This window comes from Streptomyces sp. P3 (assembly GCF_003032475.1).
GTDB lineage: Bacteria > Actinomycetota > Actinomycetes > Streptomycetales > Streptomycetaceae > Streptomyces.
In genome coordinates, this window is sequence record NZ_CP028369.1 from 1,505,897 (window position 1) to 1,529,779 (window position 23,883).

The window sequence follows — 23,883 nt, forward strand, 5'->3', positions numbered from 1 at the left end:
GGCCCCTGCGTACTCGTGGGTAGATCCAGCCAAAGATGAATTCTCTTCAGCTTTCTCGGACTGCCGGGTACGGCCACGTCGCCGCCGCCGGTCGGCCCGCCCTATCGGGCGAGGGCCACCTCGATCGCCACGGCCCGAACCTCCTCGACGGCCACGCCGACGCCCGCCTCGGCGTCCGTCACACCGGCCTCGCCGCCCTTCGCCTCGAAGGACACCATCGCCTCCATCGGCCCGGCCCCCAGCGCCCCGCCGAGCACGATCCCCAGCACGATCGCCACGATCATGATGACCGAGCCGAGCCACACCATCGTGTCCACCGGCACCGTGTAGGCCCCGACGACCCGCACGACGCACTCGGCGAGCAGCACCGCACCCCACACGACCGAGAAGGCCCGCTCCCGCCTCCGGAAGTCCGCCGACGCTACCGACGCCCCGCTCGCCAGTCGGCCCCACGCCGCGTCCCGGACGGCGTTTCCCTTCACGAGGAACGGCTTGAGCCCCGCGGTCATCATCGGCTTCCCCAGCATCACGGAGACCAGGATCCCGATCCCGACCGTGCTGCTGACCCCGCTGTCCTTGGCCAGCATCAGCCGCGGGTCACCGGCGACGAAGCTGAGCACCAGTCCGACGACGTTGACGACGAGGATCAGCCCGGCAAGGCCGTTGACCGTCCGCTCCCTGGCAACGCTCCACAGCGTCCGCGCGGCCGGCACCACGCTGCTCCAGGCGAGAGCGGCGAAGGTGCTCATCCCGAACGCGCCCTTGAAGAGGTAGTACGACCCGAGCGGCACCGCCACGTCCACGATGAGCGGGACGAAGGCGTTCTGCTTCTTGTGCTGGTTCGTCGTCATGCACACAGCTTCGCCGCCGCGAGGGGTCCCCCGGTAGAAACGATCGTCCGGAGCTCGGCATGACAAATGTCAGCCCGTCCGCCGGACCGGCGTCAAACGAGCAGGTCACCCAACTCCTGCATGTCCGCGAAGAGTTGCTTGGCCCCAGCGAGCTTCGCAGCCGGCGTCATCGCGGTGAACCCGTACACGTCCATCCCGGCCGCCCGCGCGGCCTGAACCCCCAGGGGACTGTCCTCGACGACCACGCACCGCCCCGGCTCGACGCCCATCCGCTCGGCCGCGAAGAGGAAGAGGTCCGGAGCCGGCTTCCCCTTGCCCACGTCCTGAGAGCTGAAGACACGGCTCTCGTCGAACCACCGGTCCAGCCCCGTCGTCCGATGCCCCACCCGGATCCGCTCATGACTCCCCGAGGAGGCCACGCAGTACGGCACCTCGTCCGCCGCCAGTTTCTCCAGCAGGGCCACGACGCCCGGCACGGGCCGCAGCTCCTGCTCGAAGGCCTCGAACACCCGCCGGTGGAAGACGTCGTCGAACTCGGCCGGCAGCCGCTTTCCCGTCCGCTCCGCGACCAGGTCGTGGATGCGGTGCATCGCCGACCCCATGTAGTCCCGGACGGAGTCCTCGTAGCTCGTCGGGTGCCCCAGCTCGGTCAGATAGCCGGCCAGCAGGCGGTTGGAGATCGGCTCACTGTCCACAAGGACACCGTCGTTGTCGAAGACCACCAAGTCGTAGCGCATATTCAGACCCTAAACGCAGAAAACCCCCGTGCCGAATGGCACGGGGGTTTTCGCAATGATTGTTCGGCGGTGTCCTACTCTCCCACAGGGTCCCCCCTGCAGTACCATCGGCGCTGTAAGGCTTAGCTTCCGGGTTCGGAATGTAACCGGGCGTTTCCCTCACGCTATGACCACCGAAACACTATGAAACTGTTCAGCCGCACCACACCGTGACCATGGCATGGGGCTGTTCGTGGTTTCAGAACCAACACAGTGGACGCGAGCAACTGAGGACAAGCCCTCGGCCTATTAGTACCAGTCAGCTTCACCCATTACTGGGCTTCCACATCCGGCCTATCAACCCAGTCGTCTACTGGGAGCCTTACCCCATCAAGTGGGTGGGAATACTCATCTCGAAGCAGGCTTCCCGCTTAGATGCTTTCAGCGGTTATCCCTCCCGAACGTAGCCAACCAGCCATGCCCTTGGCAGAACAACTGGCACACCAGAGGTTCGTCCGTCCCGGTCCTCTCGTACTAGGGACAGCCCTTCTCAATATTCCTGCGCGCGCAGCGGATAGGGACCGAACTGTCTCACGACGTTCTAAACCCAGCTCGCGTACCGCTTTAATGGGCGAACAGCCCAACCCTTGGGACCGACTCCAGCCCCAGGATGCGACGAGCCGACATCGAGGTGCCAAACCATCCCGTCGATATGGACTCTTGGGGAAGATCAGCCTGTTATCCCCGGGGTACCTTTTATCCGTTGAGCGACGGCGCTTCCACAAGCCACCGCCGGATCACTAGTCCCGACTTTCGTCCCTGCTCGACCCGTCGGTCTCACAGTCAAGCTCCCTTGTGCACTTACACTCAACACCTGATTGCCAACCAGGCTGAGGGAACCTTTGGGCGCCTCCGTTACTCTTTAGGAGGCAACCGCCCCAGTTAAACTACCCATCAGACACTGTCCCTGATCCGGATCACGGACCCAGGTTAGACATCCAGCACGACCAGACTGGTATTTCAACGACGACTCCACCTGAACTGGCGTCCAAGCTTCACAGTCTCCCAGCTATCCTACACAAGCCGAACCGAACACCAATATCAAACTGTAGTAAAGGTCCCGGGGTCTTTCCGTCCTGCTGCGCGAAACGAGCATCTTTACTCGTAGTGCAATTTCACCGGGCCTATGGTTGAGACAGTCGAGAAGTCGTTACGCCATTCGTGCAGGTCGGAACTTACCCGACAAGGAATTTCGCTACCTTAGGATGGTTATAGTTACCACCGCCGTTTACTGGCGCTTAAGTTCTCAGCTTCGCCACCCCGAAGAGTGACTAACCGGTCCCCTTAACGTTCCAGCACCGGGCAGGCGTCAGTCCGTATACATCGCCTTACGGCTTCGCACGGACCTGTGTTTTTAGTAAACAGTCGCTTCTCGCTGGTCTCTGCGGCCACCCCCAGCTCGAGGAGCAAGTCCTCTCACCAAGCGTGGCCCCCCTTCTCCCGAAGTTACGGGGGCATTTTGCCGAGTTCCTTAACCATAGTTCACCCGAACGCCTCGGTATTCTCTACCTGACCACCTGAGTCGGTTTAGGGTACGGGCCGCCATGAAACTCGCTAGAGGCTTTTCTCGACAGCATAGGATCATCCACTTCGCCACAATCGGCTCGGCATCAGGTCTCAGCCTTGATGTGTGACGGATTTGCCTATCACACGGCCTACACCCTTACCCCGGGACAACCACCGCCCGGGATGGACTACCTTCCTGCGTCACCCCATCACTCACCTACTGCAAGTCTGGTCCGTCGGCTCCACCACTTTCCATTCCCCGAAGGGTCCGGAACGGCTTCACGGACTTAGCATCGCCTGGTTCAATGTTTGACGCTTCACAGCGGGTACCGGAATATCAACCGGTTATCCATCGACTACGCCTGTCGGCCTCGCCTTAGGTCCCGACTTACCCTGGGCAGATCAGCTTGACCCAGGAACCCTTAGTCAATCGGCGCACACGTTTCTCACGTGTGAATCGCTACTCATGCCTGCATTCTCACTCGTGAACCGTCCACAACTACCTTCCGGTGCTGCTTCACCCGGCACACGACGCTCCCCTACCCATCACGATCCCCGTTGGGGGTATATATCGCAATGACACGACTTCGGCGGTACGCTTGAGCCCCGCTACATTGTCGGCGCGGAATCACTAGACCAGTGAGCTATTACGCACTCTTTCAAGGGTGGCTGCTTCTAAGCCAACCTCCTGGTTGTCTCTGCGACTCCACATCCTTTCCCACTTAGCGTACGCTTAGGGGCCTTAGTCGATGCTCTGGGCTGTTTCCCTCTCGACCATGGAGCTTATCCCCCACAGTCTCACTGCCGCGCTCTCACTTACCGGCATTCGGAGTTTGGCTAAGGTCAGTAACCCGGTAGGGCCCATCGCCTATCCAGTGCTCTACCTCCGGCAAGAAACACACGACGCTGCACCTAAATGCATTTCGGGGAGAACCAGCTATCACGGAGTTTGATTGGCCTTTCACCCCTAACCACAGGTCATCCCCCAGGTTTTCAACCCTGGTGGGTTCGGTCCTCCACGAAGTCTTACCTCCGCTTCAACCTGCCCATGGCTAGATCACTCCGCTTCGGGTCTTGAGCGTGCTACTGAAACGCCCTGTTCGGACTCGCTTTCGCTACGGCTACCCCACCCGGGTTAACCTCGCAACACACCGCAAACTCGCAGGCTCATTCTTCAAAAGGCACGCAGTCACGAGATACGTGCAAGCACGTATCCGACGCTCCCACGGCTTGTAGGCACACGGTTTCAGGTACTATTTCACTCCGCTCCCGCGGTACTTTTCACCATTCCCTCACGGTACTATCCGCTATCGGTCACCAGGGAATATTTAGGCTTAGCGGGTGGTCCCGCCAGATTCACACGGGATTTCTCGGGCCCCGTGCTACTTGGGTGTCTCTCAAACGAGCCGTTGATGTTTCGACTACGGGGGTCTTACCCTCTACGCCGGACCTTTCGCATGTCCTTCGCCTACATCAACGGTTTCTGACTCGCCTCACAGCCGGCAGACTGTGAAAGAGAGATCCCACAACCCCGAATGCGCAACCCCTGCCGGGTCTCACACGCATACGGTTTGGCCTCATCCGGTTTCGCTCGCCACTACTCCCGGAATCACGGTTGTTTTCTCTTCCTGCGGGTACTGAGATGTTTCACTTCCCCGCGTTCCCTCCACATACCCTATGTGTTCAGGTATGGGTGACAGCCCATGACGACTGCCGGGTTTCCCCATTCGGAAACCCCCGGATCAAAGCCTGGTTGACGGCTCCCCGGGGACTATCGTGGCCTCCCACGTCCTTCATCGGTTCCTGGTGCCAAGGCATCCACCGTGCGCCCTTAAAAACTTGGCCACAGATGCTCGCGTCCACTGTGCAGTTCTCAAACAACGACCAGCCACCCATCACCCCCAACCTGAGCTGGAGTTCACTGGGGCCGGCATCAGAAGGGCAAGCGAAAACGCTCGCACCCTCAGACACCCAACAGCGTGCCCGACCCGATCCCGCCCGGAGATCATGCTTTCCACGCCCCGAAGAGCAGTACTCGCAAGCCTCCGACCCGGAAACCCGGCCGAATAATCAACGTTCCACCCATGAGCAACCAGCACCGGACGTTCGCCGATGAACTGGCCTCTGGACAACCTTGCGGCTGCCTAGAAGTGCTCCTTAGAAAGGAGGTGATCCAGCCGCACCTTCCGGTACGGCTACCTTGTTACGACTTCGTCCCAATCGCCAGTCCCACCTTCGACAGCTCCCTCCCACAAGGGGTTGGGCCACCGGCTTCGGGTGTTACCGACTTTCGTGACGTGACGGGCGGTGTGTACAAGGCCCGGGAACGTATTCACCGCAGCAATGCTGATCTGCGATTACTAGCAACTCCGACTTCATGGGGTCGAGTTGCAGACCCCAATCCGAACTGAGACCGGCTTTTTGAGATTCGCTCCACCTCACGGTTTCGCAGCTCTTTGTACCGGCCATTGTAGCACGTGTGCAGCCCAAGACATAAGGGGCATGATGACTTGACGTCGTCCCCACCTTCCTCCGAGTTGACCCCGGCAGTCTCCTGTGAGTCCCCATCACCCCGAAGGGCATGCTGGCAACACAGAACAAGGGTTGCGCTCGTTGCGGGACTTAACCCAACATCTCACGACACGAGCTGACGACAGCCATGCACCACCTGTACACCGACCACAAGGGGGCGACCATCTCTGGCCGTTTCCGGTGTATGTCAAGCCTTGGTAAGGTTCTTCGCGTTGCGTCGAATTAAGCCACATGCTCCGCTGCTTGTGCGGGCCCCCGTCAATTCCTTTGAGTTTTAGCCTTGCGGCCGTACTCCCCAGGCGGGGAACTTAATGCGTTAGCTGCGGCACCGACGACGTGGAATGTCGCCAACACCTAGTTCCCACCGTTTACGGCGTGGACTACCAGGGTATCTAATCCTGTTCGCTCCCCACGCTTTCGCTCCTCAGCGTCAGTAATGGCCCAGAGATCCGCCTTCGCCACCGGTGTTCCTCCTGATATCTGCGCATTTCACCGCTACACCAGGAATTCCGATCTCCCCTACCACACTCTAGTCTGCCCGTATCGAATGCAGACCCGGGGTTAAGCCCCGGGCTTTCACATCCGACGCGACAGACCGCCTACGAGCTCTTTACGCCCAATAATTCCGGACAACGCTTGCGCCCTACGTATTACCGCGGCTGCTGGCACGTAGTTAGCCGGCGCTTCTTCTGCAGGTACCGTCACTTTCGCTTCTTCCCTGCTGAAAGAGGTTTACAACCCGAAGGCCGTCATCCCTCACGCGGCGTCGCTGCATCAGGCTTTCGCCCATTGTGCAATATTCCCCACTGCTGCCTCCCGTAGGAGTCTGGGCCGTGTCTCAGTCCCAGTGTGGCCGGTCGCCCTCTCAGGCCGGCTACCCGTCGTCGCCTTGGTGAGCCATTACCTCACCAACAAGCTGATAGGCCGCGGGCTCATCCTTCACCGCCGGAGCTTTCAACCCCCACAGATGCCTGCGGGAGTGGTATCCGGTATTAGACCCCGTTTCCAGGGCTTGTCCCAGAGTGAAGGGCAGATTGCCCACGTGTTACTCACCCGTTCGCCACTAATCCCCACCGAAGTGGTTCATCGTTCGACTTGCATGTGTTAAGCACGCCGCCAGCGTTCGTCCTGAGCCAGGATCAAACTCTCCGTGAATGTTTTCCCGTAATCGGGATCGCACACACGAGAGCGGAACGTCGAGCGGAATAAGCCCGGCGTTCACAACGTCCTCGCTGTGTTTGTTTCAAAGGAACCTCATCCTCGGCTATCACTGCCGGGGACGGGGTATCAACATATCTGGCGTTGATTTTTGGCACGCTGTTGAGTTCTCAAGGAACGGACGCTTCCTTCGTACTCACCCTCCCGGGCTTTCCTCCGGGCAGTTTCCCTTCGGTCTTGCGTTTCCGACTCTATCAGACCGTTTGCCGATCCGATTTCCTCGGTGCTTTCCAGGTTTCCCGCTTATCTCGCGGTTTCCCTTTCCGGCGGTTCCGACTCTACCAGACCCTTTCGGTTCTGATTCCCGGTCAGCGGGATTCGTCTTCGCGGCTGTTGGGCCGTTCCGACGAGTGAGACTTTAGCGGATTCCCGGCCTCCGAAGCCAATCGGTGGCTGCGTCCTTTCGAACGCGGATTCCTCATTTCGCGAATACGCACGCCAATGAACGCGACAGCAGACGAGTCGACTGGTGTCGAGTAGTGGTTGGTACCTGCGGAATGGCTGTCCGGGGACCGACCGGAGTCGGCGCTCACGTCGGACAACTCGGAGAACACTACGTTTCGCGTCGGGGTGTGTCAACTCATGTCCTGGGAGCACCCCGGCGGCGTAGTCTGGCTCCCATGACTACGCGTACGTGCACCCAGCTGTGGTGGGCCGCCTGACGGGCGGCCGTGTTCACGTATGCACTCAACGGCCGCCGCTTCGGCGGCCGTTCTCGTTTCTCCCACCAGAACGCGGGGGCCGGCCGGCCGGAGCGGCGGTCTCGACCAGGAGGTGGAGAGATGAAGCGGGTCTTCAGCGGAGTCAAGCCGACCGGGCATCTGACGCTGGGGAACTACCTGGGCGCGCTGCGGCAGTGGGCCGAGGTCGACCAGCACCGGGCCGACTCCCTGTTCTGCGTCGTCGATCTGCACGCGCTGACCGTCGACCACGATCCGGCGCGGGTACGGCGGCTGAGCCGGCAGGCGGCGACACTGCTGCTGGCCTCGGGACTGGATCCGCAGCTGTGCACCGTCTTCGTCCAGAGCCATGTGGACGAGCATGCGCGGCTGTCGTACCTGCTGGAGTGCGTGGCCACCGACGGCGAGATGCGGCGGATGATCCAGTACAAGGAGAAGGCCGCGCGGGAGCGGGAGCGCGGGGGCAGTGTGCGGCTGTCGTTGCTGACGTATCCCGTACTGATGGCGGCGGACATCCTGGCCTACGGGACCCATGAGGTGCCGGTCGGGGACGACCAGGCGCAGCATGTGGAGCTGGCCCGGGACCTGGCGGTCCGGTTCAACCAGCGGTACGGGCACACGTTCGTGGTGCCGAAGGCGACGCTGCCGGCGGTGGCGGCGCGGGTGATGAACCTGCAGGAGCCCGCGTCCAAGATGGGCAAGAGCGACGACTTCGGGCCCGGCATCGTCTATCTGCTGGACGAGCCGGACGTGGTGCGCAAGAAGATGATGCGGGCCGTCACCGACAGCGGGCGGGAGGTCGTGTACGACCGGGTGGGGCGGCCCGGCGTGGCGAACCTGCTGGAGATCCTCGCCGCCTGTACCGGCGGTGATCCGGAGGTGCTGAGCGCCGGGTACTCGTCGTACGGCGCTCTGAAGGAGGACGCCGCCGACGCGGTGGTGGCGGTCCTGGAACCTCTGCAGGCCAGGCATCGGGAACTGTGCGCCGACCCGGCGTACGTGGAGCGGGTGCTGCGGGACGGGGCCGGGAAGGCCCGGAACATGGCCCGGCCGGTCGTGGACCGTGCCTACCGCGCGATCGGACTGCTTCCGCCGCTGACGGATTCAGCGGCGGAGCCGGTGGCGGAGTCGGTGCCGGGGGCCGCGGCGACGGTGTCTGCGACGGATGTGGAGGGGGCGTTGAACGCGGCTCGGTAGGCGCGGGGGCTGGTGGCGAGGCGTGATGCGAAGTGCTGGCGCATCGTGACCTCGCTGCCGAAGCCGGCGCGCCTTGCGACCTCCGGCATGGCGAGGTCCGTGCGTTCGAGGAGTCGTTGGGCGGCGGCGACGCGCTGGTCGAGGAGCCAGCGCAGGGGGGTGACGCCGGTCTCGGCCGTGAAGTGACGGGCGAAGCTGCGCGGGGACATGCCTGCCTGTGCGGCGAGGTCGGCGACGGTGAGTGGTTCGTGCAGCCGGCGCAGGGCGTGTTCGCGCACGGTGGCGAGGGCGTCGGCGGCCCGGTCCGAGCGGGGCACGGGGTGCTCGATGAACTGGGCCTGGGTGCCGGTGCGGAAGGGTGCGGTGACCATCGAGCGGGCGATGGTGGCGGCCGCTTCCGCGCCGTGGGAGCGACGGACGAGGTGGAGGCAGAGGTCGATGCCGGCTGCCGTGCCGGCGGCGGTCCAGATGTTGTCGTCCTCGATGAAGAGGGCGTCGGGGACGACGGTGACCCGGGGGTGGTGGGTGCGCAGGAGGTCGACGAGGTTCCAGTGGGTGATCGCTCGGCGGCCGTCCAGGAGACCGGCCTGGGCGAGGGTGAAGGCGCCACCGCAGAGCGCGGCGAGGGTGGTGCCGCGGGCATGGGCCCGGCGCAGGGCGTCGAGGACGGCGGCGGGGGCGGGGGTGAGGTGGTCGTCCAGGCCGGGGACGAGGATCAGGTCGGCGCGGGTGAGCCAGGCGAGGGTGCGGTCCGGGAGGAGCGCCATGCCACCGCGCATCGGGACGGGCGCGGCGGGGTCGGCGGCGACGCGGCGCAGATCGAAGACGGGGGCGCCGCGGTCGGTGCGGTCGGCGCCCCAGACCTCGGTGATGACGGAGACGTCGAAGGCGCGGATGCCGGGGAACGCGACGAGGGCGACCCGGTACGCGGACTTCTTCATGGCTGGCAGTAAACCATCGATCGATGGCTTCCGTACCTCTGGAGCGGGGTCCCGGACGGCGGCAGGATCGTGGGCATGGACATCGCAGAGAACGCAGCGCTGGTGGTCGTGGACGTGCAGAAGGGTTTCGAGGAGCTCGGGTTCTGGGGTGAGCGCAACAATCCGGAGGCGGACGACAACATCGCCGCCCTCATCGACGTCTGGCAGGCCTCGGGGCGGCCGGTCGTGTTCGTGCGGCACGACTCGTCGGGGCCGCGGTCGCCGTTGCGGACGGGGTACCAGGGGAACGACTTCAAGGACTACGTGCAGGAGAGAAGGGGGCGGGGCGCGGGGGCCGAACTGCTCGTCACGAAGACCGTGAACTCGGCCTTCCTCGGGACGCCGGATCTGGGGGCCTGGCTGACGGCTCAGGGGATCGCGCAGATCGTGGTGGCCGGGATCCAGACCAACATGTGCGCGGAGACGACGGCACGGATGGGCGGGAACCTCGGGTACGACGTGCTGTTCGCGTACGACGCGACGTACACGTTCGGCCTGGAGGGGCCGTTCGGCTGGCGGCGGAGCGCCGAGGAGCTGGCGCAGGCCTCGGCGGTGTCGCTGCACGGGGGCAGGTTCGCGCGCGTGGTGACCACGAAGGAGATCGTGGGGGCGGCCGGCGGGTGAACGCCGGGCCACTTCGCCTCCCCCACGGCCGGATCTTCCCGGCGGGTCGGTCCTTCTTGCCGGGCCCGTGCCTCTCGTCGGGCCCGTGCCTCTCGTCGGGCCCGTGCTTCGCGTCGGGCCCGTGCTTCGTGCCTGGTCAGTCCTTCGTGCCGGAGGCCAGTGCGCGGCTGCGGTCGCGGGCGGCTTCCAAAGCGGCGATGAGCGCGGCCCGTACGCCGTGGTTCTCGAGTTCGCGGATCGCGTTGATGGTGGTGCCGGCGGGGGACGTGACGTTCTCGCGGAGCTTGACCGGGTGTTCGCCGCTGTCGCGGAGCATCGTGGCGGCGCCGATCGCGGACTGGACGATCAGGTCGTGGGCCTTGTCGCGGGGCAGGCCGAGCAGGATGCCGGCGTCCGTCATGGCTTCGACCAGGTAGAAGAAGTAGGCCGGGCCGCTGCCGGAGAGCGCGGTGCAGGCGTCCTGCTGGGACTCCGGGACGCGGAGCGTCTTGCCGACGGCGCCGAAGATCTCCTCGGTGTGCGCGAGGTGGTCGGCGGTGGCGTGGGTGCCGGCGGAGATGACGGACATGGCCTCGTCCACGAGGGCGGGGGTGTTCGTCATGACGCGGACGACGGGGGTGCCGGGGGCGAGGCGCTCCTCGAAGAACGAGGTGGGGATGCCGGCCGCCCCGCTGATGACCAGGCGGTCGGCCGGGACGTGGTCGGCGAGTTCGGTCAGCAGGGCGCCCATGTCCTGCGGCTTCACCGTGAGGATCAGGGTGTCGGCGGCCTTGGCGGCCTCGGCGTTGGTGACCGGGGTGACCCCGTAGCGGGTGCGGAGTTCTTCGGCGCGCTCGGGGCGGCGGGCGGTGACGAGGAGGTCGGCGGGGGGCCAGCCGCCGCGGATCATGCCGCTGAGGAGGGCTTCGCCGATCTTGCCGGTGCCGAGGACTGCGACTTTCTGGGTCATGGCTGGGGGGTCCTCCGGAGGGGTGCGTCGTGGGCGCGCGCGCCGCGGTGATGCCGTCGTCGTCCGGGGTCATCCTCGCACCGGGGGTGCTGGTCCGGCTTGCGCGTCCGGTGGGCGGACGTGGGTTTTCGCCCCCGCCGCCCTTCCCGTCCCGTCCCTGCGGGCGCTGCCCCCGACCCCCGTTTCGGCCCTGAACGGGACTCGTCCGCAAACGCCGGACGGGCCGGCATCGGGCGGGGCGGGATCCGGACGGGCTGGGATCCGGACGGGCTGGGATCGGGGCGGGGTCTCATGGGGTGCGGCGGCGGAGGGTTGCCGCGCCCAGGCACAGGACCAGGAGGGCGCAGCCGCCCACGATGAGGACGTCCCGTACGAAGGTGGCCGTCATGTCGGTGTGGGTGAGGACCTCGTTCATGCCGTCGACCGCGTACGACATGGGCAGGACGTCGGAGAAGGTCTCCAGGGCGGGGTGCATGGTGTCTCGGGGGGCGAAGAGGCCGCAGAGGAGGAGCTGGGGGAAGATCACCGCCGGCATGAACTGGACGGCCTGGAACTCGGTGGCCGCGAACGCCGAGACGAAGAGGCCGAGGGCGGTGCCGAGAAGGGCGTCGAGGAGGGCGACCAGGAGGAGCAGCCAGGGGCTGCCGGTGACGTCCAGGTCGAGGAACCAGACGGCCAGGCCGGTGGCGAGCGCCGACTGGACGATCGCGAGGGCGCCGAAGGCCAGGGCGTAGCCGGCGATGAGGTCGCCCTTGCCGAGGGGCATCGCGAGGAGGCGTTCGAGGGTGCCCGAGGTGCGTTCGCGCAGGGTGGCGATGGACGTGACCAGGAACATCGTGATCAGCGGGAAGATGCCCAGCAGGGACGCGCCGATGTTGTCGAAGGTCCGGGGGCTGCCGTCGAAAACGTACCGGAGCAGGAACAGCATTACGCAGGGAATGAGGATCATCAGCGCGATGGTGCGGGGGTCGTGACGCAGTTGGCGCAGGACTCGGGCGGCCGTGGCTGCGGTCCGGGAGGCGTTCAGGGCGCCGGTCGGGGCGGGCGCGCGGTCGGGGGCGGGGGCGTCCGGGGTCTCGGGGGGCGTCGTCGTGGTCATCGGGTGGTCTCCTTCGCGCGGGCCGCTTCCGTCGCGGCGTCCACCAGGTGCAGGAAGGCCGACTCGACCGTCTCCGCGCCGGTGCGGGCGCGCAGCTCGTCGGGGGTGGCGTCGGCGAGGATCTCGCCCTCACGCATGAGGAGCAGTCGGTGACAGCGCTCGGCCTCGTCCATGACGTGGGAGGAGACGAGGAGGGTCGCGCCCCGGGTGGCGGCGATGTGGTGGAAGAGGTTCCACAGGTCGCGGCGCAGGACCGGGTCCAGGCCGACCGTCGGTTCGTCGAGGACCAGGAGTTCGGGGGCGCCCAGCAGGGCGACGGCCAGGGAGACCCGGTTGCGCTGACCGCCGGAGAGGGTGCCGGCGAGGGCGTCGGCGTGGGTGGTGAGGTCCACGTCGGCGATGGCCCGGGTGACGTTGTCGTGGCGGCGGCCCGCTGCTGCCCGGCCCGGGTCGAGGATCGCGGCGAAGTAGTCCAGGTTCTGGCGGATCGTCAGGTCGTCGTAGACCGACGGGGCCTGGGTGACGTATCCGATGCGGGTGCGGAGGGCGGCGTGGCCGGCGGGACGGCCCAGCACGTCGAGAGTCCCGGCGACCTTGGCCTGGGTACCGACGATCGCGCGCATGAGGGTCGACTTGCCGCAGCCGGAGGGCCCGAGCAGGCCGGTGATCTGGCCGCGGGGGACGGTGAAGTCGAGGGCCCGCAGGACGGTTCGCGGGCCACGGACCACGGTCAGGCCTTCGGCGCGTACGGCGGGTGCGTCGGGTGGGCGGGCGCCGGGCCGCCTAGAATTCATCATGTGATGAATAATGCTCGCGGTGAAGGGCGTCGTCAAGTCGCGGCGCGGGGGCGGAGCGAGGCGGGACGAGGTGGGGTGGGTTTTTCGGAGGCCGCACATGTGTGCGCGGCGGCCCTGGAGGTGAGGGGCCGCCGCGCACGGTCGGACGGAGAGGGGAGGACGAAAGGGAGGGAGAGGGGCGGGAGAGGGACGGGAGAAGGAGGGGAACCGGGGGGCGGGTCAGGCCTTGGTGGCGAGCAGCAGGATGACGTCAAAGACCTCTTCGACGACGCCGTCGGGGAAGGCCCGTAGCAGGTGGTCGCGTTCCTCGGCGAGGAAGGCCGCGGCCGCCTCCTCGCCGAGGACCAGGAAGATCGAGTGGCTGCCGATGTTGGCCAGATGCGTGTCGACGGGGACCCGGCGGCTCCAGCGGACCGTGCGACGGACGAGGTCGAGGCGGCCCTCGGGGTCGACGACGCGGGTGTCCACGTTCTTGTTGCCGGCGCCGGCGTTCTGCCCGAAGCGGCGTCCGATGCGTTCCGCCGCCTCGGCGAGCCACGGCACGTCGAGGGCGTCGGTGTTCCACCACAGCGCCAGCGTGCCGCCGGGCCGCAGCACCCGCAGCGCCTCCGGGACCGAACGCGCCGGGTCGGTCCAGTGCCAGGACTGGGCGTAGGTGAGGAAGTCGACGCTGGAACGGGCCAGCGGGAGGCGGTTGCCGTCGCCGCGGACGACCGGCACGCCGGGAAGGGCCAGGCGCAGTTGCGCGGCCATGCCGTCCCCGGGTTCGACGGCGAGGACGTCCGCGCCGCGGGCGTGCAGACGTGCGGTCGAGAGACCGGTGCCGGCCCCGACGTCCACCGTCCGCGCGCCGGCGAGGGGACGGCCGGCGAGATCCTCGATCACGTCGAAGAGGGCGTTGGGGTAGGAGGGCCGGTTCGCGGCGTACTGGGCCGCGGCAGCGTCGAAGGAACGGGCTCGGGCCGCGTGGAAGGAAGCGGGAGTGGAAGCCGTCATGGGGCCATGGTGGCGGGAGCGGGCGGAGAGGGGAACGGGGCCCTGCTCGGCGCGGCTCAGCGGCGGCGACGCTTCTTCGACGGGTTGCCGGTGCGGCGCTTCGTGCGGCGTTCGTGCTGCAGGCGGGCCGCCTCGTACTCCTCGCGGTGGAGTCTCTCGCCGGGTGCCTCGGTGAGCGAGCGGAAGAAGTACGCGAGCAGCGAGCCGACGAAGCCGACCGCCAGCAGACCGCGCAGGGAGGCCTGGCGGTCGGGGTCGGGGCGCTTGGCGAAGCCGTCCCAGGTGTGCCGGAAGGCGAGCGCGCTGCACACCGCGAACATCACGACGACCAGGACGGTCACGAAGCCACCGAGGTCGGCGATCGCGATGCCCTGGTAGGCGAAGCGCAGGACGAGGCACGAGCCGACGACGGCGACCAGTGAGCCGAGGGCGACCGCGCCGCGCCGGACGACGTAGCCCCGGGGGCCGCCGTCGTGGTTCAGCCAGGTCGTACCGAAGAAGCGGAGGGGCTCGGGGCGCGGGCCGGCGCCGCCAGGGTCTCCTGCCGGGCCGGCGGGGCCGCCCGAGGAGACCCCGGCGGCGTCCCGGGGTTCCGCCGGACCGTCCGGGGTGCCGTTTTCGTCGCTCACGGGACGATTATGGCTCCGGGCGCGGGCGGCTCACCGGGTGGGTGCCCGCAGGGTCGCGGACGGCCCACCGGGTAAGGGCCCGTGTACCGCCGCTCCGCGACTCGCCGACGGGCGGGCCGGGGTGGACGGGGCAGGGCCCCGTCGTCGCGCGGTTCCGCCACGCCCGGGTCCCGGGCCCCCCGGGTCCCGGCTGCTCGAGTCCCAGGTGCTCGGGCCCGGGCTGCGGGTCCCAGTCGCCCGGGCCCCGGTCCGGAATGCCCTGCCTCGAACCCCCGCCCCGGACCCCCGCGCCGAATTCCCGCCTCGGGCTCAGGAGCAGCGCGGTGCGATGTAGCCGTCGCTGCCGGTGCGCACGTACGAGTCCGAGACGAACTGGCCGTCGGCGATGTTGTCCCAGATGCTGGTGGTGCCGTACGGGCCGGAGACCGACGTACCCGGGCTCTGGCAGAAGATGGGGACCTTCGCGCCCTCGGGCAGGACCCGGACGATCGAGTAGCCGGTGCCGGGGCCGCTGCGCACGTTCAGCCGGACCCCCGGCGCGACCGGATAGTAGGTGAGCGCCGTGGTCGCGGTCGCGGCCACGGATTCCGCCGTGTCGCTGGTCCCGGCCTCTTCCACGCGGTCGACAGACATGTGAAACCTCCCCCGTTGCACCCCATGACTGCCATGGGGTCCCGTTGATTCCCCCGAAACCCGGCACGAAACACGTGTGCGGAATTCGTACGCGGAGGCTAGCAAGCCGCCTCTGCGTCGGCCCGGTCATCGACTAGGCTCCGTGCGTCGCGCGCGCGGATGAACAGCACGGGGGTGGTCCATGTCGCCACAGCGCAACACCGGAGCGGGCGCGGAAGCGGAACTTCCGGAGTACGCAGGTCACTACCGCCTCGAGGAGTGCCTGGGTTCCGGTGGCATGGGCGTGGTGCACCTGGCCCGCAGCACCTCCGGGATGAAGGTCGCGGTCAAGGTCGTGCACGCCCGGTTCGCCCGCGATCCCGAGTTCAGAGGGCGGTTCCGGCAGGAGGTGGCGGCCGCCCGCCGGGTGAGCGGGGCGTTCACCGCACCCGTCGTCGACGCGGACCCGGAGGCCGAACGGCCGTGGATGGCCACCCTGTTCATCCCCGGCTCGACGATCGCCGAGCAGGTGAAGCGGAACGGGCCCATGAACGCCGGTGAGCTGCGGCGGCTGATGGCCGGCCTCGCGGAGGCGCTGCGGGACATCCACCGTGTGGGGGTCGTGCACCGGGATCTGAAACCGAGCAACGTGCTGCTCGCCGAGGACGGTCCGAAGGTGATCGACTTCGGCATCTCCCGGCCCAAGGACAGCGAACTGCGCACCGAGACGGGCAAGTTGATAGGCACGCCGCCGTTCATGGCGCCGGAGCAGTTCCGGCGCCCGCGGGAGGTCGGATCCGCCGCCGACGTCTTCGCGCTCGGCTCCGTGATGGTGCACGCGGCGACGGGACGCGGGCCGTTCGACTCCGACAGCCCGTACGTGGTCGCCTATCAGGTCGTCCACGACGAGCCGGACCTGACGGGCGTGCCGGACAACCTCGCGCCGCTGGTGACGCGTTGCCTCGCCAAGGAGCCGGAGGACCGGCCCACCCCGGACGAACTCATGCACGCGCTGCGGACGGTGGCGGCCTCCTACGACACGCAGGTGTTCATACCGCCGCAGCGGGCTCTGGAGGAGCAGGAGTCCGGGCCGACCGTCGGCGCCCGCTCCTCCTCAGCCGGGGAATCGGGGCAGGCTGCCGGAACCGCCGGGGAAGGCGGGACCGCCGAGGCCGGGACGTCCGTGAGGTCCGGGGCGGCCGACGAGGCCGGCGGTACGGGCGGGGGCGGGAAGCCGCGGGGACGGCGCAGGCGGACGGTGCTCGCGGCCTGCGCTCTGGCCGTCGTCCTCTGCGGCGGCGCGCTCGGGGCTGCGCGGATGCTCGGGGACGGCGACGCGAACCGGGGTGGGCGGGGGAACGCGGGCGGCGCGCACTCCTCGTCGCCCGCCCTCGCCGACTGGAGCGTGCGGCCCATGGAGAGCGACGGCGAGGTCGCGGGCGGTCTGCCGCAGTGCGTGTACGGTGCGCGGCTGCTGGTCTGTGCGCAGTCCGGGCAGGTGTCCGCATTGAACGCGTCCGACGGGCGCGGGCTGTGGCGGCGGGCGGTCCCCGAGGGGGACGGGTCCGTCGAGGCACCGGCGCTCGCGGGTGGACTGGCGCTGGTGATCACCGACTCGGGCAGGCGGATGGAGGCGCTCGACCCGGCGTCGGGCGTGCCGCGCTGGCAGCGGGACCTGACGCCGTACCCCGGCGTCCGCACCGTCGGCGGCATGCTGCTGCTGACCGCGGTCGACGGCAAGGTGACCGGGGTGGACGCGGCGACGGGCAGGACGGCGTGGAGCCGGCGGATCCCGGGACTGAACAAGCCGTACTTCGTGTCGTTCGCGCAGGACGCGCGGCCGCTGGCGTACGCGTCGAGCACGTCGGACGACGGGCGGCGCACCCGGATCACGGCCGTGGACCCCTCCACGGGCGAGGTGCGGTGGGAAGAGCGGTTTAACGGGACGGTCGTGCCCGCGGGCGCCGTCGGCGGCGGCCTCGTCCTGCTGTCCGAGGGCAGTGCGTACGGCGACGTCGACGCCGTCCTGCGCTACCGGCCGGGAGATGCCGCGCCGCGGCGGACGCGTCTGGGCGTCGCCCTCCAGGGGGTGCGCGCCTCCGTGCACGGCTACCGGGTCTACCTGCTGGCCTTCGACGGGTCACTGGTGGCCGTGGACACGCTCGCGGGGAAGGAGCTGTGGTCCCTGCAGACGGCGGTGAGCCGGGGATCGGCGCCGTCCGCCGACGGCGAGCACGTGTACTTCGGCGCCGCCGACGGACGTCTCCTCGCGGTGGACGCCGACAAGGGCAGGCTCGTCGGGCAGACGCGACTGCGGCTCGGGGCCGCATCGGACAGGGTGGTGGCCTCGCTGCCCGCGCCCACGGCGGTCGACGGCCGTGTCTACGCCGGAGCACCCGACGGGAGCGTCTTCACCGTCGACGGGCGGGCCCCGGAGGACTGGTAGCCACGACCGGCACGCGCCGAGGGCCGCCACCGCACGGAGTACCGGCGGAGACGGCCCTCAGGGCGTCGAGGTCGGGAGGCGGGCGGGACGCCGGACCGGGACCGGGGTCGGCGTGGGCACCGGCCTCGGCCCTGGTGCCGGGTGCCGGGTGCCGGGTGCCGGGTGCCGGGTGCCGTGTCGGTCGCGGGCGTCAGCCCAGCTTCGACACGTCCCGCACCGCGCCCTTGTCGGCGCTCGTCGCCATCGCGGCGTAGGCCCGCAGGGCGGCCGACACCTTGCGCTCGCGGTTCTTCGGGGCGTACACGCCGCCGAGGGCCGCCTCGCGCCGGGTGAGTTCGGCGTCGTCCACGAGGAGCTCGATGGTGCGGTTCGGGATGTCGATGCGGATGCGGTCGCCGTCCTCGACGAGGGCGATCGTGCCGCCGGACGCGGCCTCCGGGGACGCGTGGCCGATGGACAGGCCCGAGGTGCCACCGGAGAAGCGGCCGTCCGTGATCAGGGCACAGGTCTTGCCGAGGCCGCGGCCCTTGAGGAAGGACGTCGGGTACAGCATCTCCTGCATGCCGGGGCCGCCCTTGGGGCCCTCGTAACGGATGACGACGACATCGCCGTCCGTCACCTGCTTGTTGAGGATCTTCTCGACGGCCTCCTCCTGCGACTCGCAGACGACCGCCGGGCCCTCGAAGGTCCAGATCGACTCGTCGACGCCGGCCGTCTTGACCACGCAGCCGTCGACGGCGAGGTTGCCGCGCAGCACGGCGAGGCCGCCGTCCTTGCTGTAGGCGTGCTCGGCGGAGCGGATGCAGCCGCCCTCGGCGTCCTCGTCCAGCGCCTCCCAGCGCTCGGACTGGGAGAAGGCCTCGGCGGAGCGCACGCAGCCGGGGGCCGCGTGCCACAGTTCGAGCGCCTCGGGCGAGGGGGATCCGCCCCGGACGTCCCAGGTCTTCAGCCAGTCCGCCAGGGACGGGCTGTGGACCGAGTGCACGTCCTCGTTGAGCAGGCCGGCGCGGTGCAGTTCGCCGAGCAGGGCGGGAATGCCGCCGGCCCGGTGCACGTCCTCCATGTAGTACGTGCGGTCCTTCGCGACGTTCGGCGCGACCTTGGCCAGGCAGGGCACGCGGCGCGAGACCTCGTTGATCTCCTCCAGGCCGAACGGGATGCCCGCCTCCTGGGCGGCGGCGAGGAGGTGCAGGATCGTGTTGGTGGAGCCGCCCATCGCGATGTCGAGGGCCATCGCGTTCTCGAACGCCGCGATGGTGGCGATGTTGCGGGGCAGGACCGTCTCGTCGTCCTGCTCGTAGTAGCGGCGGGTGATGTCCATCACCGTGCGGCCTGCGTTCTCGTACAGCGCCCTGCGGGCCGTGTGGGTGGCCAGGACCGAGCCGTTGCCGGGGAGGGACAGGCCGATGGCCTCGGTCAGACAGTTCATCGAGTTGGCGGTGAACATGCCGGAACAGCTGCCGCAGGTCGGACAGGCGTTCTCCTCGATGCGGAGGATGTCCTCGTCCGAGATCTTGTCGTTGACGGCGTCGCTGATCGCGTCGACCAGGTCGAGCGTGCGGACCGTGCCGTCGACGAGGGTGGCGCGGCCGGACTCCATCGGACCGCCGGAGACGAAGACCGTCGGGATGTTCAGGCGCAGGGCCGCGTTCAGCATGCCGGGGGTGATCTTGTCGCAGTTGGAGATGCAGATGAGGGCGTCGGCGCAGTGGGCCTCGACCATGTACTCCACGCTGTCCGCGATCAGGTCGCGGGAGGGCAGGCTGTAGAGCATGCCGCCGTGACCCATCGCGATCCCGTCGTCGACGGCGATCGTGTTGAACTCGCGCGGGATGCCGCCGGCCGCGGTGATCGCCTCGCTGACGATCCGGCCGACCGGCTGCAGGTGCGTGTGCCCGGGCACGAACTCGGTGAAGCTGTTGGCCACCGCGATGATCGGCTTCCGGCCGATGTCCGCACCGGGTACACCGGAGGCGCGCATAAGGGCGCGGGCGCCCGCCATATTGCGGCCGTGGGTGACTGTGCGGGACCTCAGCTCGGGCATCGTCGCTCGCTCCTTCAGAGACTGCGATCAGAGACTTCTGACTGCTAACGAGCGTACGCCGGTCATCCAGAGGGCGGACAATGTGTCCGCATTCCGGGACGAATGTCTCACCCGCGCCCCCCGGCTCACGGCCCCCGGTCCGCGGCTCACGGTCCGTGCCCCGCTTTCCCGGGCTCACGGTCCCGTCAGGTGGCCCTGCACGACCGGCGCCACGCGCGCGATGATCTGCTCCAGATCCGCCGACGCCAGCGGTTCCACCTTGATGACGTACCGCAGCATCGCGCAGCCGACCAGCTGCGCCGCCGCGAGTTCGGCGCGCAGCTCGGCGTCCGGCAGGTCGAGCTGGGCGGCGATGCGGCGCAGCAGCTGCGAGGCGACCAGGCGGCGGAAGACGGCGGCCGCGGTGTCGTTGTTCACCGCGGAGCGCACGATCGCCAGCAGGGGCTTGCGGGTGGTGGGGTTCTCCCAGACGCCGAGGACGAAGCGGGCGAGCCGCTCGCCGACCTGGTCGGGAGGCCCGTCGGCGACCGCCTCCGGCGCGTTGAGCGCGGGCGCGAAAGCGACCTCGATCGAGGCCTCGAAAACCTGCTCCTTGGTGCCGAAGTAGTGGTGCACGAGGGCCGGGTCCACACCGGCCGCCTTCGCGATGCCGCGGACGGACGTCTTCTCGTAACCCCGCTCGGAGAACTCCTCACGGGCGGCCGCCAGGATGCGGTCCCGGGTGTCCGCCGACTCCGCGCGTGGAGGGCGGCCCCGCCTGCGGGCGGTGACGCCGGTCATCGGCGGCGGGCCTTCGGGCGCCGGAACGCGGCCCGGGACTTCGGCGAGGAGGACCTCGAGGACGGCATCGCGGCCCCCGAGGAGCCGTCGGGCGCCGAGGAGGACTCCGGCGGGGGCGCGGGGGCCGGGGAGGACGCCGTGGAAGGCCTGGCGGACGACGACGGCGACAGGGAGGACGAAGAGAACGGCGGGGACGCCGAGGACGCCGAAGCGAGGTGCAGGCGGGTGAAGGCGAGGGCCTCCGCCAGGTCGGCCTCCCGTTCGGCGCCGGACATCGCGCGCCGCGTGTTGACCTCGATGACGACGTGCCCGTCGAAACCGGTCAGCGCGAGCCGCTCCAGCAGCTCGGCGCAGGGCTGGGAGCCGCGCCCGGGCACCAGGTGCTCGTCCTTCGCCGAACCGTTTCCGTCGGCGAGGTGGACATGGCCCAGCCGGTCGGCCATGCGGTCGACCATCTGCATCGCGTCCGCGCGGGCCGTCGAGGCGTGGCTGAGGTCGATCGTGAAGTGCCGGTAGTCGTCCTTCGTGACGTCCCAGTCGGGCGCGTAGGCGAGCATCTCGCGGTCGCGGTAGCGCCACGGGTACATGTTCTCGACGGCGAACCGCACATCCGTCTCGTCGGCCATCCGCCAGATGCCGGTGACGAAGTCGCGCGCGTACTGGCGCTGCCAGCGGAACGGCGGGTGGACGACGACGGTGCTCGCGCCGAGCTTCTCCGCCGCCGCGCGGGCCCGCTGGAGCTTCGTCCACGGGTCGGTCGACCACACCCGCTGTGTGATCAGCAGACAGGGGGCGTGAACGGCGAGGATCGGGACGCGGTGGTGGTCGCTGAGCCTGCGCAGCGCGTCGATGTCCTGGCTGACGGGATCGTTCCAGACCATGACCTCGACGCCGTCGTACCCGAGGCGCGCGGCGATCTCGAAGGCCGTCGCCGTCGACTCCGGGTAGACCGAGGCCGTCGACAGGGCGACCTTCGCATCCGGGATCCGCACGACTGGCTCTGCCATGGGGGACAGGTTACGGGGTGCGGTCGGGTGGGACCGCGCGCCCGATCGCCGTTGTGGTGTTCCCCACGGGCGGGCGTGTGCGCCGGGGTGGTGCGCGCCGCCGGCCGCGCCCCCCGCGCGAGGGATGTCCTAGAGCTCGGGGGTGGGCCGCCGGACGCCGGTCCGGGCGTCTGGCCCTGCGGCGGTCCCGGTCACGTGGCCGCCATGTGATCGAGCTTGCGGAGGATCACGCCCTCCCTGAGCGCCCAGGGGCAGATCTCCAGCGCCTCCACGCCGAAGAGGTCCATCGCGCCCTCGGCCACCAGCGCGCCGGCGAGAAGCTGGTTGGCACGGCCCTCGGACACGCCGGGGAGTTCCGCGCGCTGGGCGGTCGTCATGCCGGCCAGGCGGGGCACCCAGGACTCCAGGGACTCCCGCTTGAGCTCACGCTGTGTGTAGACGCCCTCGGTGGAGCGGGCGGCGCCGGCGATGCGCGCGAGCTGCTTGAAGGTCTTCGAGGTGCCGACGACGTGGTCGGGGGCACCGAGGCGGCTGAACTCGCCGACCGTGCGGGCGATCTGCGCGCGGGCGTGACGGCGCAGGGCGCGGATGTCCTCGGGGTCGGGCAGGTCGCCGGGGAGCCAGCCCGCGGTGAGGCGGCCGGCGCCCAGCGGCAGGGACGCGGCCGCGTCGGGCTCCTCGTCCATGCCGTACGCGATCTCCAGGGAGCCGCCGCCGATGTCCAGGACGAGCAGCTTGCCCGCCGACCAGCCGAACCAGCGGCGGGCGGCGAGGAAGGTGAGCCGGGCCTCCTCGGCGCCGGTGAGGACCTGGAGCTCCACACCGGTCTCGGCCTCCACGCGCGCGAGGACGTCGTCGGCGTTGCTGGCCTCGCGCACCGCGGAGGTCGCGAACGGCAGCAGGTCCTCGACGCCCTTGTCCTCGGCGGCCTGCAGCGCCTCGTGGACGACCGTGATCAGCCGGTCGACGCCGTCGTCGCCTATCGCCCCGTTCTCGTCGAGGAGTTGGGCCAGGCGCAGTTCCGCCTTGTGCGAGTGCGCGGGAAGCGGCCGCGCGCCGGGGTGGGCGTCCACCACCAGCAGATGCACCGTGTTCGATCCCACGTCGAGGACACCGAGTCTCATGTAGGGCACGCTACTGCCCATGCGGCCGTGCTCCGTCCCCGCAGGGGCTTCCGGCGACTTACCCTGGACGGGTGCCAAAGACGAAAAAGGCGAAGACCGACAAATCCCCCGGCGGTTCTTCGCGGGCGGACGCGGTGACGGCGGCCAAGAAGGCGAAGAAGGCCCTGGAAGCGACCCCGGCAGCGGACGAGAAGGGGCTCGACTTCGCGCGCGCGTGGGTGGAGTTTCCGGATCCGGCGGACGACGAACAGGTCTTCCGCTGCGATCTGACATGGCTGACCTCTCGCTGGAACTGCGTCTTCGGGAGCGGCTGCCAGGGCATCCAGGCGGGCCGCGCGGACGACGGATGCTGCACACTGGGCGCCCATTTCTCCGACGAGGACGACGAGAAGCGCGTCGCCGGACATGTGGCGCGGCTCACCCCCGACATCTGGCAGCACCACGCCGAGGGCACAAGGCACGGCTGGATCGCGGAGGACGACGAGGGCTCGCGCCAGACCCGTCCGTTCAACGGCTCGTGCATCTTCCAGAACCGTCCGGGCTTCGCGGGCGGCGCGGGCTGCTCGCTGCACATCCTGGCCCTCAAGGAGGGCCGCGAACCGCTGGAGACCAAGCCGGACGTCTGCTGGCAGCTCCCGGTGCGACGGACGTACGACTGGATCGACCGGCCCGACGACACGCGCGTACTGCAGGTGTCGATCGGCGAGTACGACCGGCGGGGCTGGGGCCCGGGAGGCCACGACCTGCACTGGTGGTGCACGTCGGCGACCTCGGCGCACGGCGCGGGCGACCCGGTGTACGTCTCCTACCGGCCGGAGCTGACCGAGCTGATGGGCAAGGCCGGCTACGACCGCCTGGTCGAACTGTGCGAGGAACGCCTCGCCGGGCAGCTCCCGCTCCTCGCCCCGCACCCGGCGGACCCGGCGCGGCCGACGGGCTGAGCGTCCGCGGCGCGCCCGACGGGCCGGGTGCCCGCAGCGCGTCCGGGACGTGTCGCGGGGCGGGTGCGGACGTGGGCGACGGCGTGGGCGAAGAC

General features: G+C 68.8%; 15 protein-coding genes, 3 rRNA genes and 2 pseudogenes. 4 read left to right on the top strand and 16 right to left on the bottom strand.

Going from position 1 to position 23,883, the window contains the following annotated elements; all coding sequences use genetic code 11:
* Window positions 1–101: 101 nt before the first annotated feature.
* From C6376_RS06765 to C6376_RS06785, 5 genes are all read right to left on the bottom strand, one after another.
* Window positions 102–851 carry a VC0807 family protein gene (locus C6376_RS06765; protein ID WP_254075852.1) on the bottom strand — a complete coding sequence of 250 codons (750 nt, stop codon included), beginning with the start codon at window positions 849–851 and terminating at the stop codon, window positions 102–104.
* Between the two features lie 92 nt (window positions 852–943).
* The gene (locus tag C6376_RS06770; protein WP_107442589.1) at window positions 944–1,588 is read right to left on the bottom strand and encodes an HAD family phosphatase; all 645 of its coding nucleotides are present in this window, start codon (window positions 1,586–1,588) and stop codon (window positions 944–946) included.
* A 61-nt stretch (window positions 1,589–1,649) separates the two neighbouring features.
* Window positions 1,650–1,766: ribosomal RNA gene (rrf, locus tag C6376_RS06775) — 5S ribosomal RNA — on the bottom strand.
* Between the two features lie 90 nt (window positions 1,767–1,856).
* Window positions 1,857–4,978 (bottom strand): 23S ribosomal RNA (locus C6376_RS06780).
* 316 nt (window positions 4,979–5,294) lie between these two features.
* Window positions 5,295–6,820 (bottom strand): 16S ribosomal RNA (locus tag C6376_RS06785).
* Together the 16S, 23S and 5S rRNA genes form the textbook arrangement of a ribosomal RNA operon.
* Before the next feature lie 845 nt (window positions 6,821–7,665).
* Here C6376_RS06785 and trpS point away from each other — a divergent pair.
* A pseudogene (trpS, locus tag C6376_RS06795) lies at window positions 7,666–8,661 on the top strand (tryptophan--tRNA ligase); the annotation flags it as partial.
* On the opposite strand, the gene C6376_RS06800 reads toward trpS, so the two are convergent.
* Window positions 8,631–9,701, bottom strand: a complete 1,071-nt coding sequence (locus C6376_RS06800; RefSeq protein ID WP_367881035.1) for a GlxA family transcriptional regulator — start codon at window positions 9,699–9,701, stop codon at window positions 8,631–8,633. The pseudogene trpS and the gene C6376_RS06800 sit on opposite strands and share 31 nt — an antisense overlap.
* A 75-nt stretch (window positions 9,702–9,776) precedes the next feature.
* On the opposite strand from C6376_RS06800, the gene C6376_RS06805 reads away from it, so the two are divergent.
* Window positions 9,777–10,364, top strand: a complete 588-nt coding sequence (locus C6376_RS06805) for a cysteine hydrolase family protein (protein WP_107442591.1) — start codon at window positions 9,777–9,779, stop codon at window positions 10,362–10,364.
* A gap of 136 nt (window positions 10,365–10,500) precedes the next feature.
* Here the strand turns inward: C6376_RS06805 and proC are convergent, their stop codons facing one another.
* From proC to C6376_RS06835, 6 genes are all read right to left on the bottom strand, one after another.
* Window positions 10,501–11,313, bottom strand: a complete 813-nt coding sequence (gene proC / locus C6376_RS06810) for a pyrroline-5-carboxylate reductase (protein WP_107442592.1) — start codon at window positions 11,311–11,313, stop codon at window positions 10,501–10,503.
* A gap of 289 nt (window positions 11,314–11,602) precedes the next feature.
* Window positions 11,603–12,412, bottom strand: a complete 810-nt coding sequence (locus tag C6376_RS06815; RefSeq protein WP_107442593.1) for an ABC transporter permease — start codon at window positions 12,410–12,412, stop codon at window positions 11,603–11,605.
* Window positions 12,409–13,209 (bottom strand): ABC transporter ATP-binding protein, encoded by an 801-nt coding sequence (locus C6376_RS06820; protein WP_107442594.1) that lies wholly within the window; start codon window positions 13,207–13,209, stop codon window positions 12,409–12,411. Before C6376_RS06820 ends, C6376_RS06815 begins: the two co-directional genes overlap by 4 nt.
* 219 nt (window positions 13,210–13,428) lie before the next feature.
* Window positions 13,429–14,205, bottom strand: coding sequence for a class I SAM-dependent methyltransferase (locus tag C6376_RS06825; protein ID WP_107442595.1), 777 nt, complete (start codon window positions 14,203–14,205; stop codon window positions 13,429–13,431).
* Window positions 14,206–14,261: 56 nt separating this feature from the next.
* Window positions 14,262–14,834 (bottom strand): hypothetical protein, encoded by a 573-nt coding sequence (locus C6376_RS06830; protein ID WP_107442596.1) that lies wholly within the window; start codon window positions 14,832–14,834, stop codon window positions 14,262–14,264.
* 309 nt (window positions 14,835–15,143) lie between these two features.
* Window positions 15,144–15,467: an SH3 domain-containing protein gene (locus C6376_RS06835; protein WP_107442597.1), complete on the bottom strand. Its 324-nt coding sequence runs from the start codon at window positions 15,465–15,467 to the stop codon at window positions 15,144–15,146.
* A gap of 181 nt (window positions 15,468–15,648) precedes the next feature.
* On the opposite strand from C6376_RS06835, the gene C6376_RS06840 reads away from it, so the two are divergent.
* On the top strand, window positions 15,649–17,892 hold the full coding sequence (locus C6376_RS06840) for a serine/threonine-protein kinase (protein WP_107442598.1): 2,244 nt from the start codon (window positions 15,649–15,651) through the stop codon (window positions 17,890–17,892).
* 190 nt (window positions 17,893–18,082) lie between these two features.
* Here the strand turns inward: C6376_RS06840 and ilvD are convergent, their stop codons facing one another.
* The 4 genes and pseudogenes from ilvD to C6376_RS06860 form a co-directional block, all read right to left on the bottom strand.
* The gene (ilvD, locus tag C6376_RS06845; protein ID WP_107442599.1) at window positions 18,083–19,936 is read right to left on the bottom strand and encodes a dihydroxy-acid dehydratase; all 1,854 of its coding nucleotides are present in this window, start codon (window positions 19,934–19,936) and stop codon (window positions 18,083–18,085) included.
* Between the two features lie 174 nt (window positions 19,937–20,110).
* On the bottom strand, window positions 20,111–20,716 hold the full coding sequence (locus C6376_RS06850; RefSeq protein WP_107442600.1) for a TetR/AcrR family transcriptional regulator: 606 nt from the start codon (window positions 20,714–20,716) through the stop codon (window positions 20,111–20,113).
* Window positions 20,717–20,919: 203 nt separating this feature from the next.
* Window positions 20,920–21,723, bottom strand: a pseudogene (locus C6376_RS06855) (sugar phosphate isomerase/epimerase family protein); the annotation flags it as partial.
* Window positions 21,724–21,914: 191 nt separating this feature from the next.
* A complete protein-coding gene (locus tag C6376_RS06860; protein WP_107442601.1) occupies window positions 21,915–22,847 on the bottom strand; it encodes a Ppx/GppA phosphatase family protein in 933 nt (310 codons plus the stop codon).
* A 134-nt stretch (window positions 22,848–22,981) separates the two neighbouring features.
* Here C6376_RS06860 and C6376_RS06865 point away from each other — a divergent pair, with 134 nt between their 5' ends.
* A complete protein-coding gene (locus tag C6376_RS06865) occupies window positions 22,982–23,788 on the top strand; it encodes a hypothetical protein (RefSeq protein WP_107442602.1) in 807 nt (268 codons plus the stop codon).
* Window positions 23,789–23,883 lie beyond the last annotated feature (95 nt).